Annotated in this window: 12 protein-coding genes and 4 pseudogenes; 6 read left to right on the top strand and 10 right to left on the bottom strand. The window is 52.1% G+C overall.

Annotated elements, in window-relative coordinates:
* Positions 1 to 34: 34 nt before the first annotated feature.
* Both LA360_RS31595 and LA360_RS23410 read left to right on the top strand, forming a co-directional pair.
* Positions 35 to 728, top strand: a pseudogene (locus LA360_RS31595) (AraC family ligand binding domain-containing protein).
* Positions 718 to 1,602: a DMT family transporter gene (locus LA360_RS23410; protein ID WP_112482863.1), complete on the top strand. Its 885-nt coding sequence runs from the start codon at positions 718 to 720 to the stop codon at positions 1,600 to 1,602. Before LA360_RS31595 ends, LA360_RS23410 begins: the two are co-directional and overlap by 11 nt.
* A gap of 44 nt (positions 1,603 to 1,646) precedes the next feature.
* Here LA360_RS23410 and LA360_RS23405 read toward each other — a convergent pair whose 3' ends face one another.
* The 4 genes and pseudogenes from LA360_RS23405 to LA360_RS23390 all read right to left on the bottom strand — a co-directional run.
* Positions 1,647 to 2,468, bottom strand: a complete 822-nt coding sequence (locus LA360_RS23405; RefSeq protein WP_112482865.1) for a PRD domain-containing protein — start codon at positions 2,466 to 2,468, stop codon at positions 1,647 to 1,649.
* A 150-nt stretch (positions 2,469 to 2,618) separates the two neighbouring features.
* Positions 2,619 to 4,772 (bottom strand): PTS sugar transporter subunit IIABC, encoded by a 2,154-nt coding sequence (locus tag LA360_RS23400; protein ID WP_022201053.1) that lies wholly within the window; start codon positions 4,770 to 4,772, stop codon positions 2,619 to 2,621.
* Positions 4,773 to 5,013: 241 nt separating this feature from the next.
* Positions 5,014 to 6,871 (bottom strand): annotated as a pseudogene (locus LA360_RS31590) (glycoside hydrolase family 3 protein).
* Between the two features lie 40 nt (positions 6,872 to 6,911).
* Positions 6,912 to 7,247: pseudogene (locus tag LA360_RS23390) on the bottom strand (hypothetical protein); the annotation flags it as partial.
* Positions 7,248 to 7,289: 42 nt separating this feature from the next.
* On the opposite strand from LA360_RS23390, the pseudogene LA360_RS31585 reads away from it, so the two are divergent.
* A pseudogene (locus tag LA360_RS31585) lies at positions 7,290 to 8,221 on the top strand (helix-turn-helix domain-containing protein).
* A gap of 6 nt (positions 8,222 to 8,227) precedes the next feature.
* Here the strand turns inward: LA360_RS31585 and LA360_RS23375 are convergent.
* Entirely contained in the window at positions 8,228 to 10,171 is a 1,944-nt protein-coding gene (locus LA360_RS23375; protein ID WP_022201047.1) for an endonuclease MutS2, read from the bottom strand.
* A gap of 408 nt (positions 10,172 to 10,579) precedes the next feature.
* On the opposite strand from LA360_RS23375, the gene LA360_RS30090 reads away from it, so the two are divergent.
* The 3 genes from LA360_RS30090 to LA360_RS23355 all read left to right on the top strand — a co-directional run bounded on the left by LA360_RS30090 (position 10,580) and on the right by LA360_RS23355 (position 12,780).
* A complete protein-coding gene (locus LA360_RS30090; protein WP_022201046.1) occupies positions 10,580 to 11,935 on the top strand; it encodes a DNA-deoxyinosine glycosylase in 1,356 nt (451 codons plus the stop codon).
* 147 nt (positions 11,936 to 12,082) lie between these two features.
* Complete coding sequence (locus LA360_RS23360; protein WP_022201045.1) at positions 12,083 to 12,595, top strand: ferritin; 513 nt, start codon at positions 12,083 to 12,085, stop codon at positions 12,593 to 12,595.
* On the top strand, positions 12,595 to 12,780 hold the full coding sequence (locus LA360_RS23355) for a (2Fe-2S)-binding protein (protein ID WP_002586167.1): 186 nt from the start codon (positions 12,595 to 12,597) through the stop codon (positions 12,778 to 12,780). The genes LA360_RS23360 and LA360_RS23355 overlap by 1 nt, the downstream gene beginning before the upstream one ends.
* Positions 12,781 to 12,893: 113 nt before the next feature.
* Here LA360_RS23355 and LA360_RS23350 read toward each other — a convergent pair whose 3' ends face one another.
* The 5 genes from LA360_RS23350 to LA360_RS23330 all read right to left on the bottom strand — a co-directional run bounded on the left by LA360_RS23350 (position 12,894) and on the right by LA360_RS23330 (position 16,068).
* Positions 12,894 to 13,559: a sugar O-acetyltransferase gene (locus LA360_RS23350; RefSeq protein ID WP_022201044.1), complete on the bottom strand. Its 666-nt coding sequence runs from the start codon at positions 13,557 to 13,559 to the stop codon at positions 12,894 to 12,896.
* Positions 13,560 to 13,735: 176 nt separating this feature from the next.
* The gene (locus LA360_RS32205) at positions 13,736 to 13,927 is read right to left on the bottom strand and encodes a hypothetical protein (RefSeq protein ID WP_225537668.1); all 192 of its coding nucleotides are present in this window, start codon (positions 13,925 to 13,927) and stop codon (positions 13,736 to 13,738) included.
* Positions 13,921 to 14,178: a polysaccharide biosynthesis C-terminal domain-containing protein gene (locus LA360_RS32200; RefSeq protein ID WP_225537667.1), complete on the bottom strand. Its 258-nt coding sequence runs from the start codon at positions 14,176 to 14,178 to the stop codon at positions 13,921 to 13,923. The genes LA360_RS32205 and LA360_RS32200 overlap by 7 nt, the downstream gene beginning before the upstream one ends.
* 140 nt (positions 14,179 to 14,318) lie before the next feature.
* A complete protein-coding gene (locus LA360_RS23335) occupies positions 14,319 to 15,074 on the bottom strand; it encodes a peptidoglycan DD-metalloendopeptidase family protein (protein WP_002567883.1) in 756 nt (251 codons plus the stop codon).
* A 40-nt stretch (positions 15,075 to 15,114) separates the two neighbouring features.
* The gene (locus tag LA360_RS23330) at positions 15,115 to 16,068 is read right to left on the bottom strand and encodes a SpoIID/LytB domain-containing protein (RefSeq protein WP_022201042.1); all 954 of its coding nucleotides are present in this window, start codon (positions 16,066 to 16,068) and stop codon (positions 15,115 to 15,117) included.
* Between the last annotated feature and the right edge of the window lie 57 nt (positions 16,069 to 16,125).

Raw genomic sequence — 16,125 nt, 5'->3', positions numbered from 1 at the left:
AATAGCAGAAAAGCAGTTTAAAAGGAGCATCAAAATGATACAGGAGCAGGAACAGCGCCGGGCCTATTATGATAAGGACCTTAAGATAGAAGCCTACAATCTGAGCGGGGTCGTGCAGAAATTCCCCAATCATTTCCACGAATATTACGTCATAGGCTTTGTGGAGGGCGGCAAAAGGCACCTCTGGTGCCGGAACAAAGAGTATGATGTCAGCGCCGGGGATTTGATTCTCTTCAATCCCAGAGACAACCATTACTGCGCCCCCATAGACGTGGAGCCGCTGGACTACCGTGCCGTCAACATCGAGCCCTCTGTCATGGAACAGGCGGTAAGAGAAATCACCGGCCGGGGAAGAGGATATATCCAAGCCCGATGACCGTATCCAAAACCTGTGCACCTATATGGAGGAGCATTTTTCAGAAAATATAAGCCTGGATGAACTGCTGTCCATGACCACCTTTGGAAAATCCTATCTGCTGCGCTCGTTTACAAAGCAGGTGGGTGTTTCCCCTTACCGCTACCTCCAGACCATCCGCCTGGACAAGGCCAAAAAATTCCTTGAACAGGGCATACCGCCTGTGGAAGCAACGGCCATGGCCGGATTTTCAGACCAGAGCCATTTCACCAACTTTTTTAAGGAGTTTATCGGGCTCACCCCCAGACAGTATCAGAAAATATTCTTATCAGAACCTGATAAGGAACAAAAGGAGCGACATCATGAAGCTTAACCGTACCGCCGCAGGCCATTTGGCCGCATTTGTAACCATCCTTATATGGGGAACCACCTTCATATCCACCAAAGTGCTGCTTCGGACATTCAGTCCTGTGGAAATCCTGTTTATCCGGTTTGTCATGGGATATCTGGCGCTGTGGCTGGTCTGCCCCCGCTCCCTGCGCCTTTCCTCCGCCCGGCAGGAAGCACTCTACGCGGCGGCGGGTTTCTGCGGCGTTGCCATGTACTATCTCCTGGAAAATATCGCTCTCACTTATACCCTGGCATCCAACGTGGGAGTTATCATCTCCATTGCGCCTTTCTTTACCGCTATCCTGGGTTGGATGTTCCTGGGAGGAGAGAGGCCGCGTTTCAGGTTCTTTGCCGGATTTCTGCTTGCCATGGCAGGCATCAGCCTGATTAGCTTCGGCAATGAGGCCGCCTTATCCCTTAACCCCACAGGAGATTTACTGGCCGTGGCTGCCGCAGTCATATGGGCCGTGTATTCCACCCTCACCAAAAAAATCAGCGCATTGGGCCACGGCACTTTCCAGAGCACCAGAAGGACCTTTTTCTACGGGCTCCTATTTATGGTACCGGCTCTGACCTTCATGGATTTTCACGTGACGCCGGTTCAGTTTACTGATATGAAAAATATCCTGAATCTTTTATTCCTTGGGCTGGGCGCATCCGCACTGTGTTTCGTAACCTGGAATACAGGCGTAAAGATACTGGGCGCCGTTAAAACCAGCGTATACATCTACGTGGTGCCGGTCATCACCACCCTGACCTCGTCCCTTATATTAAAAGAACCGGTAACTGTACCGGCTGCATTGGGAATCATCATGACACTGGCCGGATTGTTTTTATCCGTAAAAGCCGGTAAATAAACTGACCGGGAACCTGCCTCTTCTGAGGTAGGCCCCGGTCTTTCCTATTCTCCCTGGATAACCCTCTGGATATGGATGGCGAGAAAGCCTGCCTCCTGAGAGGCCACAGACATCCCCAGCCGCTTTTCCATATCCCCGCACACATCCACTGCCGCCTGGTAAGGCCCCGGAAAGGCATCCCTTGCATATGCCTCCATGTCCAGACTCACCGGCTCTCCCTTTCGGATGCGGGCAATCATATACCGCAGATGGCTCACCAGACGGTTATACCCCAGAGAGTCCGCTGCCAGCTTAATGCCCATCTTCTCTTCTATGCTGCGGATACTGTCCTGTACCAGCCTGGCCATATCCATGGAATGGGCCACATTCTCCTCGGATGACCCGGCGTGGATGTGAAGGGTAATGTATCCCACCTCATCTTCGGATATGACAATGCCTGTCATTTCACGAATGATTTCCCTGCCTTCCATGGCAGCCTGGTATTCCCGGTCAAACAGAGCCTTTATATCCTGGTTAAAAGGATTTGGAAGCTCCCTCCCTTCCCTGGCCCTGCCTGCGGCCAGGGCAATATGGTCCGCCATGGGTATCAGTATGTCTGAACTGATATCCCCCAGCGTTTTCCTGGCCGACTCGATTATATTTCCCGCCGCCTCGATAAAGACCGGGTCTATGCTGTTCACCTGCTGCAGCGCCGTGGATTTTCCGGTCACAAACTCATACCGCTTTGCCTCTTTCACCTGCTCCAACCGCTCCCCGGTCCGGCGACCGAAGCCTATTCCGTTTCCCAGCAGAATCAGTTCCCTGCCGGTATCTCCATCCAAAACCAGTATTCCATTGTTGTTTAATACTTTGATGATGCGGTACATAAACCCCTCCCCGTCCACAGCGCTGCCGGACTCTGCCGCGCGCCGCGCCGCTGCCCTTTCCTATACGGTCATTATACCTAATATCCCAAAAAACATCTACATTTGAATGAGATTTTTCCGCCCCGGCATACCATTTCTATATTCACCCCTTTAGTACCATCCGATTTCATCCAGCGCCCGTACCTCTCCGGTCTTAACCATGTGAATCTCACGGCCTTCCGTGAGACCGGTAAATACAGCCATACAAGCCTCGGACGCGGCGTTGGCCCTGATATATTCCAGGTCGAATTCCATCAGTTTCTGGCCTTTCTTTACCTTCTGCCCATCCTTCACAAAGGTCTCAAACCCCTTTCCGTCCAGCTTCACCGTATCCACACCGATATGCAGCAAATACTCCATACCGTCCCCTGTTTTCAGGCCAATGGCATGCTTAGAAGGAAACACAAACAGCACCTCTCCATCCTCCGGCGCCAGCACCTGCCCGTCTGCCGGTATGACCATGTAGCCGTCGCCCATGGCCTTGCTGGAAAATGCCTCGTCCGGCGCCTCCGTGATGGAGGCCGCTTTGCCGTTAAAGGGCGAGCAGATGATGTGCTTTTCCTGGCAGGATTCAGCATCTTCCTCCAAAGCCTCATCCGGTGCCTGCGCAAGATACTGCTCCAGATTTGACTTTATCACAGTTACGTTAGGTCCATAAATTACCTGAATTCCCTGTCCCTTTTTAATGACGCCCACTGCTCCGGTGGCCTTTAACAGCCTCTCATCCACCAAAGCCGGGCTATCCACGGAACATCTGAGACGTGTGGCGCAGCAGTCCACGGAGGTAATGTTTCTCTTTCCTCCCAGTCCCCTGGCAATATCCATGCTGAGGGCGTCTTTATCCCCGTTTCCTCCATTTTCCCCGCCTGCCGGACCTGCCGCGCCTGCCGGACCTGCCACTCCTGCCGCGCCTGCCGATTTCCTGGCGTTCACATCCGCCTTTGTGTAAAGCTTTGTCTCCTCGTCCTCATCCTCCCTGCCCGGAGTCTTTAAGTCAAACCTCTTAATCAGGAAGCTGAAAATAAAGTAGTACAGCAGGAAATATATGATTCCTACCGGAATAATTCTCATCCAGCTGGTTTTTTCATTTCCCTGAAGGATGCCAAATATAAGCAAATCCAGGAAGCCGCCTGAGAAGGTAAGTCCCACCGCGATATTCAGTATATGGGCAATCATGTAGGCGCTGCCTGCCAGAATCACCTGTACGGCAAAGAGCATAGGCGCCACAAACAGGAAAGAAAACTCAATGGGCTCTGTAATACCGGTCAGCATACTGGCCAGAGCTGCCGACAGTAGAAGTCCTCCCGCGGCCTTTCTCTTTTCCGGTTTTGCCGAGCGGTACATGGCCAGGGCAGCGCCTGGAAGGCCGAATATCATGAAGATAAACTCACCGGAGAAATACCTGGTGGCATCCGCGCTGAAATGGATCACATCCGGCGAAGCCAGCTGTGCGAAGAAAATGTTCTGGCCGCCCTGAATCAGATTTCCGTCCACCATCATGGTGCCGCCCACAGCGGTCTGCCAGAATGGCATGTAGAATACGTGGTGAAGTCCAAAGGGAATCAACGCCCTCTTTATAATACCGAAAATCAATGTGCCTGCATATCCTGTCCCCGTCACCAGGCCGCCCAGGGCAAATATGGCGTTCTGTACAACCGGCCATATGAAGTACATCACCATACCCACCCCTACATAGGCCACCGTGGATATGATGGGCACAAAACGGGAACCGCCGAAAAATGAGATGGCATTGGGCAGCGCAATCTTGTGGTAACGGTTGTGGAGCGCCGCCACTCCCAGGCCCACGATGATGCCCCCGAACACGCCCATCTGCAAGGTCTGGATGCCGCACACAGAAGCAATGGTGCCGTCCAGGACGCCAGGGGCAACGGTGCCGTCCGGAAGAATCTTTCCCGTGATGGTCAGCACCGCGTTGATGGATACATGCATGACAAAAAACGCAATCATGGCTGAAAGGGCCGCCACCTCTTTCTCAGCCTTGGCCATGCCAATGGCAACTCCCACAGCAAATATAATGGGGAGATTGTCAAATACGACATTTCCCGCCTTGGCCATGATGACCAACAGGGCGTTTAACATGGTTTTGTCGCCCAGAATCCGTTCCAGACCGTACGTCTGAATGGTGGTGGCATTGGTAAAGGAACTGCCGATACCTAACAGCAGTCCCGCCACCGGCAGCACTGCAATGGGAAGCATGAAGCTGCGTCCCACTCTCTGAAGAACACCAAATATCCTGTCTTTCATTTTCCTTCTCTCCTGTCTTTTTCTTCCAACCGCGCACCCTGGCTGTACGGACACAAAAAAGACATTAACCGTTAAGAACACTGTCTCCAATGTCCTCTTTCAGTTAATGCCTGCATCACCAGTAACACGCTCTTTATTCTGTTGCGCATTAAGTATAAACAAAAGACAGGATTTATGTCAATCCGAATTGTGCACTAATTTTCTTTTGTCTTTTTGTGCAAATTTGACAAACTCTCGTTTTCTATTCCAACGTCAGCCCAAAGTCCAGCTCATAGTAATTCCCCTCGCTGTCCACATCCCGCACCTGTTTGTTCTCACAGATATCAAGCTCCAAATATCCCTTAGTGGAATGGAAGTATTCGCCTGAGCTTGGCCGGATGAACAGAATGGCGAAATCCGCTTCCCTGTAATCTTCTGTCAGCTCCGCCTGAAACCTTTCCGCAAAGGACCTTTTGACTGCCTCCGTCTCCTTGGCGGCAACCTCTGCTTCACAGCCAAAGCATTCCACATACACCTTCCTGCCTGCCGTCTTTTCCGCATCCAGGGGAATCAGGCCCTCTCTGTTCTTTAAGAGCACCACGGACTGCTGATGCACCCGGTAAGCGTCCTCCCAGTGCTTCTTTGTGGCCACCACCTGTTCCGCTTCCTCAGGGTCGCGGTATGGGTTGTCGAACATACCCAGTTCAAACTTTTCCTTTAAGGTCCTTGTCACCGCCCTTGTAAGCGCCTCATCGGTCAGCACCAGATCACTGGCCCGGTACCCCCGGGGCACCGGATGGCCCTGGGTCGTGTAATATCCATTCCTTCCGCGCTCATATGCCTCCCTGGCGGAAAACACATCCAACGACCCGCTGATGATATCCACTCCGGTATTGACAGCCAGCGCGATTCTGGAAGGCACATCCAGCTCCTCCACGCCCCAGGCCATCTTATTGGAGATGCCGGAGTCGCTGTTCACATATCCCTCAAATCCCATCTTCTCCCGCAGAAGCCCCTGTATGAAGACCCTGTTAAACGCAAAGCCTACCGGCTCCATCTCCATGGCATCTCCGTCCGGCCCATACTGGGACTTGCTCTTGGCAGCCGATGGTTTGGCATAATACGGCATGATGGAGGATGCCTTTTTGTCTATGGCTGTCCGGAAGGCAGGCAGGTGGTATGTGCGCAGGCTGTCCTCTGTCTGGTACACATTCCACTGTCCCTGGACATAGTGGGGGTCGAATCCGTTTTCCCTGGCTCTGCCTCCCGGGAAATGCTTGATGGCGACGGCCACCCCCCCCCCCCTTTTTTTTTGTGACTCCCTGGCTGCTTCCCTGTATGCCGGGAATCAGACGCTCCATGATGGCGCACACAAGCTCCGGATCCTCGCCAAAGATTCCATAGGACCGCTGCCACCTGGGATCTGTCATGACATCGGCCATGTACATATATCCCTTTTTCATCCCCACTGCATCCCATTCCATCCGGATACACCGGGCAAAGCTGTCTATGAGTTCCGGTCCGTTTCCCCGGACAGCCGCCGCGATTCCCATGGTCCCGGGCCAGGTGGCAAACACGCCTGCCTCATCGTTCATGCCGAATACAATCTCCCCGTGCTCATTCCTGGAATTGGAAAGGACCATCACAGGCAGGGCATGGCCGGTTCCCTCCGCCACCATATTAAGCTGGTTAATCCAGTCCGCCAGTTCGCCCGGCCTGGGGTTCTGACGCAGGATGAAATGGCGTATGCCCATTTCCTTTACCGTGCAGGTGGTTCCATACGTATTTTCCACATTGAAGATGGACTCGTCCTGCTCCACAATCTCCTCGTTGAGAAGGCCGCTTTCATCCACCTTTGTCCTGTCCTCCTGGTAAATTCCCATCTTCCAGGAGTTGACGAACAGCATGCCGATTTTCTCGTCAGCATACAATTCCGCCGCCAGGGAAGCCGCCCTTTTGGCGGGAGTGTTGCGCCAATCCTTATAGGGAGCCAGCCTTCCATCCCCTGTCAGGTCCCTGAAATACAGCCCGTCCTTTTCGATCACCGGCTTTACGGTAACTCTGATGACAGGACCGTTTTCATTTTTATAAAAATGAATGTTAGTTGATGCCTTATTCATATCGTTTCAATCCCTTCTGCGTTTACGCTCTGTTTTCATTCTATACCGCTTCTCCGGCAGCGGCTTTTGTAGCTCCGTTCAGATGCGGTCCCTTTCCGGTCCGTACTTCCTTCCTGTTTTCCAGCTCTTCCTGGACAGCCGGCACATTCGGGTCAGGTCCAACCACAAACATTATGGCCATCATAGTCATGGATCCCCATGTTCCCAGGAGGAAGGTACTCTTAAGCCCGAACCTTCTGGACACAAACACGCCGCCGATGGAAATGGCTACTAACGGTGCGATGAGGATACTTGAAAATACGCCCTGAAGCCTGGAATTCAGCAGCATGTTGGCAAACAGGTATGTCATGGTGCCGCTCATGAGCAGCTGTCCCAGGAACAGGAAAAAGCGCTCATATCCAAACAGTTCATAGAAGTCATGCTGAAAGTCCCCGTCATCCTGTGCCCCGCGCGGATGGAAGCCATAGAAACCGGTATCAAAGAATATTTTCCGGATTTCATCAGGAACGGCTTTCCCTTTTTCATTACCCGTTCCATGGTGGAATCCTTACAGCCTGGGACCCTGTATCACATAACAGATTTTATAAACCTTCACAATAATCTGTTCCTGTATGACGGTAAAAATCAGGTTCTCATCGCCGGCCCCTATCTCGCCCATCCGGCAGACACTGCCTTTTGCGAGCAGAGCCTTCAGGATAACGGAAAAAATCTGTCCCTGCTGGTCCCCTTCAGCCAGTTCTGCCTCACCCTTCCCGTAGTAGGCAATTCTCACAGGAGAGCCCGGCCATAGTCCGTACCGAGGATCCGCTCCGTACGGCAAAAAACCTGGGGGTTTCCCTCAATACCATGCTCCGCAAAAGCGCTGAAACCGCCGGCATTCATCCTGTGTATCTGGACATCATCTCCTCCAACTTCGCAATGCTCATTGAAAATGCCAACACCATGAGGGAAGCGCAGGAATGCAAATCCCAGATGATAAGCGCATACTGCCGCTTTGTCCGGAAGAACCGCCTGGACCAGTATTCTCCCCTGGTCCGCAAGGCCATCACCTACATCCGCATCTATCTGGCTGACCAGCTCACCCTTGCGGGGATTGCAAAGGGTATCCGTGTCAGCCCCTCCTATCTCTCCCGCCTGTTTAACAGGGAGACAGGAGACTCCATCTCCAACTATATCACAAAGGCCAGGGTTGAAAAGGCAGCCGGACTTCTCTCATTTTCCGGTATGTCCATACAGAACATCGCGTTTTATGTGGGGTTTGGGGATTTGAATTACTTCAGCAGATGCTTTAAAAAATATAAAAGGATGACGCCCACCGAGTACAGGGCGTCATCCTCCATTGGGGTGTAGGGCGGGCTATTCTTCCACCCGCGCCTCCATGTTTCCCACATATTTCCTTTCCATCTGATGTCTGGCTTTACGGTTTTCCACGCTGTCAAACACAATGGAAAAATCGTAATCCTCAGGGTACAGCTCTTTGGCCCTTACCTTTAATTTCAAGCGTTTCTGGTTTATCAGGCGTTTTTCACGCTTTACCTGGACAAGCACATTTCCCGTCTGGTCCGCCGGCCTCACAACAATGCCGATCTCCCCCTTTGGCAGAACCTCCACGCTGTCGCCTCTCGTAAACCCTTTTTCCGGGCTTGCAGCAGCCGGCTTTCGCTTTATGGGCACAATGCCGGGAACCGGAATCCGCTCCAGCCCTCCCGGCCATTGTCTACCCGGTGGCTTTTCCTGAGACTTCTCCCGGGATTGGTACAGATCCGCCCCTTCTCCGTAAGCCTCTGAGGCCGCTGTTTGAATCATGTCCTCCGGCATACCCAGCCGCTTTGCGATATAGAGGGCGCAGCTGTCCCCGGTCTTTCCCATCTCCAGTCTGTAAAGGGGACGCAGGTTTTCCCGGTCAAAGGCCATTCTGGCGCTGATGAGTTCCTCATGGCGGCCCGCATAGGTCTTAACCTCCGGGTAATGGGTTGTAACCAGGTAAAGACATCCCCGCAGCCGCAGCTGCTCCAGTATGGCAATGGCAATGCCCATTCCCTCGGCCGGATCCGTACCTGAGCCCAGTTCATCCAGTATCACCAGGCTCTCCCCGGTAGCCCGCTTTAATATCTCCAGCACATTGGTGATATGGGCTGAAAAGGTAGACAGGTTATCCAGAATATCCTGCCCATCCCCAATATCGCATAATACAAGGTTGCGCATGGCTATGTCCGCCTCCCGGCAGGGCAGATGCAGGCCGGAGCAGGCCATGAGCACGAACAGTCCCACGGTCTTGATGGCAACAGTCTTTCCCCCTGTATTAGGCCCTGTTATTACCATTCCCCGTTTCTCTCCGCCCAGCTCAAAATCCAGCGGAACATTGGCATCCCCCGGCAGAAGGGGATGCCTGGCTCCCTTCAGGCGTATGATACCCTGGGTATTGATGGCCGGCTCCCCGGCCTCCATCTGTGCGCTGAGCTTTCCTTTGGCAAACACAAAATCCAGTTTTGCCAGCAGCGCCAGATTCTCCTTAAACCCGTCCTCCTCCATGGCAATCTTATCCATAAGCGTATACAGGATACGCCTCTCCTCGCAGTCCTCCTCAATCCTGAGTCCCTCTATCTCGTCCTGCAGCCTGGCAATGGTTTCCGGCTCTATAAATACCGTAGAACCGCTGGCGGATCGGTCTATGACGCTGCCCGGTATTTTGGACTTATACTCCTTCTTAACCGGCAGGCACAGCCGTCCGTTCCTGGTTACCAGGAAGGATTCCGCCATAAACTTTTTCTGCGATTTTAAAAGCGCTTCCGCCTTATCCTTGATTTTTTCTTCCAGAAGCAGCAGGTCCCGGCGAATATCCCGCAGCGCGTTGGACGCGCGGTCGTCCACCCTTCCGTGACGGATGGCTCCCTCTATCTCCTCTTTTAGTTCCGGCATCAGCCTGAGATTTTCCCCATAGAAGGACAGCGGAATTCCATAGGATACTCCCTTGTCCAGATACGACCTGACCCGTCTCACCGCGGCCAGGAACATACCGATTTCCTCCATTTCCTCCGGCGTAAGCAGCTCGCCCCGGACAGAACGGGCTACAAACTCAGCCGTATGTTCCATGGCCGGCATGGGAGGCATGCCCGCCAGCTCAAGCATCTGCCTGGCCTGGGTGGTGTCCCTCATGCTTCTTCGCAGCTCTCCCTCTTCCATGCAGGGCACAAGCCCTCTGGCCATCTCCCTGGCCTCTGCTGAATTGGCAAGATCCGCCAGCTGTTCTCTTATGATATCAAATGCAACTGTCTTATATGCTTCAAATGTTCCGTTCATTGTTCTGTCTGTTTCCTCTCTGTTTCCTTGTTCATCTCTGTTCCCTGCTGGGGATATATGATAATGTTGAATCGGTTACGAACATGAAAATGGAAGACAAAAAAACCTACGGACATCCACTACAGGCAATGTCGCATAGGTTTCAAAAGATACCATATGATTCATCTGTCATGGATTCCGGAGTACACAAAAACAAGGCCCGCCAAACGGACAATCATTTCATGTACGCAATCGGTTTATTTATCTTCCACAAACAGATACAATTAACAAAAAGACACCTCTCTTTAACTATTACTGCATTTGATAATAGCAGATTTAAAAGCTCCAGTCAACATTTTTATTTCAAATTGTGCTATACTAAATTATGCCATACGAAAAGGACAATGAAAATTCGGAGGAATGACTGACATGCCTTTTGTTTCACTTATCATACCTGTCTACAATGCGGAAAAATACCTGCGGCGCTGTCTGAACAGCGCTATGGAGCAGACCTTCCAGGACATGGAAATAATCGTAGTAAACGACGGAAGCCAGGATACAAGCCTTAAAATCTGCCGGGAATATGAAAAAATGGACTGCCGATTCCGTGTTATCAACAAGGAAAATACCGGGGTTTCCGACAGCCGTAACCAGGCCATTGAGACTGCCAGGGGCGAATACCTGCAGTTCATGGACAGCGATGACTGGCTGACCCCTGACGCCACGGAAAGCTTTGTTCATGCCGCCAGAAAATTCGACTGCGATCTGGTCGTCTCAGACTTTTACCGGGTGGACGGGGCTGTGTTCACGGAAAAGCAGCACATACGGGAACGGGGGCTTCTGACCAGGGCCCAGTACGCGGAATATATGATGCGGGAGCCTGCTGACTTTTATTACGGCGTACTGTGGAATAAGCTGTACCGCCGCAGCATTGTCCGGGAGCATCAGCTTAAGATGGACGAGGATCTGCGCTGGTGCGAGGACTTTTTATTTAACCTGAACTTCATCCGGTACGCGAAGCGGTTCACGGCCATCCAGACTCCGGTTTACTACTATATGAAACGCAAGGGCAGCCTGGTGAGCACGGACTGGAAAAAGGCCAATGCCGTGAAGCTAAAGCTCCGTCTCCTTAAGGATTACAAAGAATTGTACCAGAGCATGGATCTGTATGAAGAAAACAAGCTGAAAATCAACGCCTTTGCCGTGTCCATCGCAAAGGACGGCGGAATCGGAGCCCCCATGAGCCGGCTCAGGAAAAAGCTGAGCGAGGAGGATTACATTGAGGATGAACTTCCAGCAGGCTACACCCGTGTATGCCACACACTGGGTCCCATATACGATGAGACATCCCGCATACTGATACTCGGAAGCTTTCCCTCGGTAAAATCCAGGGAGCAAAACTTTTACTACGGCCATCCCCAGAACCGCTTCTGGAAATTGATGGCCCGCCTGTTTGAAGAACCCGTGCCTGAAACCACAGAGGATAAGAAACGTCTGCTGACGCGCCATCATATCGCGCTCTGGGACGTGGTGGCTGCCTGTGACATTAAGGGCTCCAGCGACCGGAGCATCCGCAATGTGATACCCACGGACTTAAACCGGATTCTCCGCACGGCCGGCATCGAAACAATCATTGCCAACGGCGACACGGCCTTTCAGCTGTACCGCAAATACTGTCAGGAAAAAACAGGAAGGGAAGCCGTCAAATGTCCATCCACCAGCCCTGCCAATGCATTTTTCACGCTGGACCGTCTGGCCGAGGCATGGAGCCGGGAGCTCTTCTGACAAATCGGAAGCAGGTCCCGGATCCAAATTCCTCCAAACGCTCCAAATCCCCAGATTTTTCTTGCCAAAGGCATATAAAACAGGTATGATGGAGATACACCTGAACATAATTATTAAATTATAATTATATATTTAAGGAGGCTGTACATGTTAGATAAAAAGGTAGCAGAACTTATTAACACACAGGTAAACAAAGAATTTTACTCCGCTTATCTGTATCTGGATTTTGCCAACTACTACAAGGACGCGGAGCTGAGCGGCTTTTCCAACTGGTACCAGGTCCAGGCCCAGGAGGAACGCGACCATGCCATGCTGTTCATCCAGTATCTGCAGAACAACGGAGAGAAAATAACGCTGGAGGCCATCGCCAAGCCGGACAGGGTATTTGAGGACTTCAGGGGACCTCTCACTGCCGGGCTGGAGCACGAAAACTATGTGACCGGGCTTATCCATGATATTTATGACGCCGCGTATTCCGTTAAGGATTTCCGTACCATGCAGTTTTTGGACTGGTTCGTAAAGGAGCAGGGCGAAGAGGAGAAGAACGCCAGTGAACTGGTAAAGCGTTTCGACCTGTTCGGCCATGATCCCAAGGGACTCTACATGCTGGATTCCGAACTGGCGGCAAGGGTCTACACCGCGCCCTCACTGGTGCTGTGATGGGGAAGGATAAGTACATATGTCCCTGCTTTAAGGTGACAAAGGACGATATTAAAAAGGCAATTGAAGAAGGCGCTGATTCCTTTAAGAAAGTCAAAAAAGCCACGCACCTGGCCGCGGGATGCGGCCACTGTAAATGCAAGGCTAAAAAGTATACGAAAAAGCGGCTGGGTAAGGTTAAATAAAAGTCATTTTAAAAGCGTGTCTGCACACACTGGTATGGTATATGTGCGGACACGCTTTTTTGTGATTCCTGCCCTCTTGCCATGTACAAAAAGCACTCAGACACGGACCGAAATCACATATCAATCTTCCGGTCCTTATAATAATACATTCTGTCCCGTTCCCCTATCTCCCTGAGGATACGGCACGGGTTTCCCACTGCCACCACATTGGCGGGAATATCCCTGGTAACCACGCTTCCCGCGCCAATCACAGAATTATCCCCAATGGTAACCCCCGGCACTACCACGGCTCCCGCCCCTATCCACACATTCTCACCAATACGCACCGGCATGTTGAACTGGATTCCTTTCCTGCGAAGCTCCGGTTCCACCGGATGTCCTGCAGTGGCAATGGTCACATTGGGCCCAATCATGCAATGGGAGCCAATATAAATCTCCCCGTCATCCACCAGTGTCAGGTTAAAGTTGGCATAGACAAAGTCCCCCATATACACGTGTCTGCCTCCCCAGTTGCTGTGAAGAGGCGGTTCAATATAGCAGTCCCGTCCAATGGAGCCGAACATCTGCTCCAGCAGACCGGCACGCCTGGCGCTTTCCTTTGGCCTGGTTGCATTGTAATCATAGAGCAGTTCCATACAGGCCATCTGCCCCTTCAGAATATCCTCGTCTCCCGGAAAATACAGGCGTCCATCCTCCATGCGTTTTGCCGCACTGTCCTGGTCTCTCATTCCCTCTATCCTACCGTTCTGGTTCCTGTGTTCATTTCTTTGCGTCTCCATCCAAACATTCCTCCCTTTCCAAATGCTTCTGTGCTGTTGGAATAATTGTACTATATTACCCTGGCAATGAAAAGCCAAAGAAATCCGCGCCCACCGGAGCGGCACAGCCTGCTGCCCGAATTGTTTTAAGCAGATTTTCCGTAAGGCTCTGACCGCTGCCCGGCGGGAAAGAATATCTATGGGCTGATGCGCCCGTATGTGGACAACGCCACTTCCCCATCCTCCAGGCGTTTTAATTTTCTGAATACCATTGCCATGAACAGCACTGCCGCCCCAGAGGAGACTATATCCGCCACAGGGCCGGAGTACAGGGCCCCTGTCACCCCAAAGAATCCCGGCAGCATCAGGGCCAAAGGCACGCTTAACACGAAGTCCCTGAGAAGGGACAGCAGCCTGGAAAAGCCAGGACAAGCTTCAGTATCTCTGCGTCCGGCTTAAAGCTTACAGGCTTCAGGCAGAAGGATTTGGGCTTAAACAGATAATAAACCGTCAAAAGGGCGGATACAATCTGGCCGGTGATGGCAGCCAGGGCAGCTCCTTTCATTCCCCATCCCATCACAAAGATAGCCACAGGATCCAGAACGACGTTGAGCGCACAGCCTATGAGGGTGGAAAACATGGCAAATTTTTGGGAACACTGTAATGCATTCGCTTTCTATATTTCACGTACAAAAAGGAAGAGCAGAAAACATCTCTATGCTTTCTGCTCTTCCCGAATTACTTTACACTATTTACGTTTTACCGATAATTTTCAAGACCCTATTCCATATAATCTAACGGGTCCACCGTCTTATCCTGATGTTTCAGTTCAAAGAATACATTGACGCCTTCCACGGAATAATACTTGGTTGGCTCTGACACGTAGCCCAGGGTCTGTCCCTTTTTCAAGTACTCGCCCTCTGCCGCGCAGACCTCCTTTAACTGGCCGCAGGTAGCTGTGTACTCATTGCCCAGGTCCATGACAACGTAATTTCCGATTTCCTCATTGGAGCCCACTTCCAGTATCCTGGCATTGGCCGGGGCGCCCACCGGAGTGCTCACATCAGACTGTATCACCAGTCCGGGATTGCATTTGTACTGGTCCAGGGTGGGGAAATAAATGGTCTGGTCCATGCTGTAGTCCAAAAGCACATTTCCCTTTACGGGCCACTCCATCTTGCTGGTATCTGTAAAATTCAGCACCAGCGCATCGGCCGCATCTTTTCCCGCTCCAGCTTCCGCCGCCAGGTCATTTCCCTGGTTGGCGTTCTGGGCCACGGCCGCCTTGGTAGGAGCCGGCTCGCTCTTTTGTGTCTCTTTTGCCGCATCAGAGGCACCTGCCACCTGCGGCATTTCCGGTGCGGTCTCCTGGGCAATCATTTCGGGCTGGGGCACTTCAAGGTATGGATTGGTCTCATTACCTTTTCCTCTTTGTACGGTAATCACTCCTGCTGCGGCTACTATAGTCAGCAGGCCTAACACTAGCATGACAAGAAACAGCTTATCCTTGAACATCTGGTTTACTTTCTCTTTCACGTTTATCACCTCGGTACTATTCTTACCAAACCAAGGCTACTTATTCAGAAATGAAAGCAATATTTTTATAAAAATATCCAAGGATATCTTCGGCCTTCCATCCCTCCTTTGCTTTCTCATTGGCAGTGGCCTGGCTCAGCCCGTAGCCGTGCCCAATTCCCTTCACCACCGCCCTGATTCCGTCCTCATAGGGCTCCAGCACAAAGCAGGAGGAAGCCAGGCCCAGGGCATACTGCACCTCCTCTCCTGTGTAGCCGGCACTGCCAATCTGTACGGTATCCACATACCCGGCATCGTCCCTGGACACAATCTGTATGGTGTCCGGCACCTGAGATGCCTCAACGGTCCTGGGGCCGGATTCCCCGGCTGGAATGCCGTTGATATCCGACACAAACGATTCCCTGGAAAAGGAAAGCATCTGCATGTATCCCTCTGCCTCCACATCCCCGGGACAGTCCACGGTCTGAAGATAGGGATGGGTAAAATCCCCCTGTCTCGTCATGCCGGCCGTGGCCCTGCAATACATGGGATCAATACATTTTCCCTCGTAGGTCATGACAATACCGGAGGTGGCCTTTACCGCGTCCTCCAGTTTTTTGTAATATTCCGGGAACTGGCTGGAACCCCACAGCTTTTTTAACTGGTCCGCCTCCAGATAATCCATATCCAGGGCGGATTCCGCTATCTCTTCCTCATCCCCGGCGCCCTCCATCTGCCTGCATATGTATGTCCTGGCAATGATGGCCTGGGCTTTCAGTGCTTCCGGCTCGTACTCCACCGGCGCCTGCCTGGCAATGACTCCGGGCAGGTATTCCTCCATATCCATATAGTAGGAGCCGCCGGTCCGGTCCAAAAGAATCCGCCGCCTGCCGGATACCTCCTTCTGCTGCTCATAGCGCAGTTCCTCTCCCCGGATCGTGCCTGTCCATGCAAGGGTTCCTACATAAGGCACCATGAGCCCGGTGAGGGCCGCCCATATGACGCGTTTATTCACAAAATCCAATCCCCTCCTTCCTGTATCAGGGTACTCCCCTATCATTAATATATGAAT

The sequence above is a fragment of the Enterocloster clostridioformis genome (assembly GCF_020297485.1).
In the GTDB taxonomy this organism is placed as follows: domain Bacteria; phylum Bacillota; class Clostridia; order Lachnospirales; family Lachnospiraceae; genus Enterocloster; species Enterocloster clostridioformis.
The sequence above is the reverse complement of the archived record's forward strand: the minus strand, read 5'-3'. Positions and strand labels throughout refer to the sequence as shown.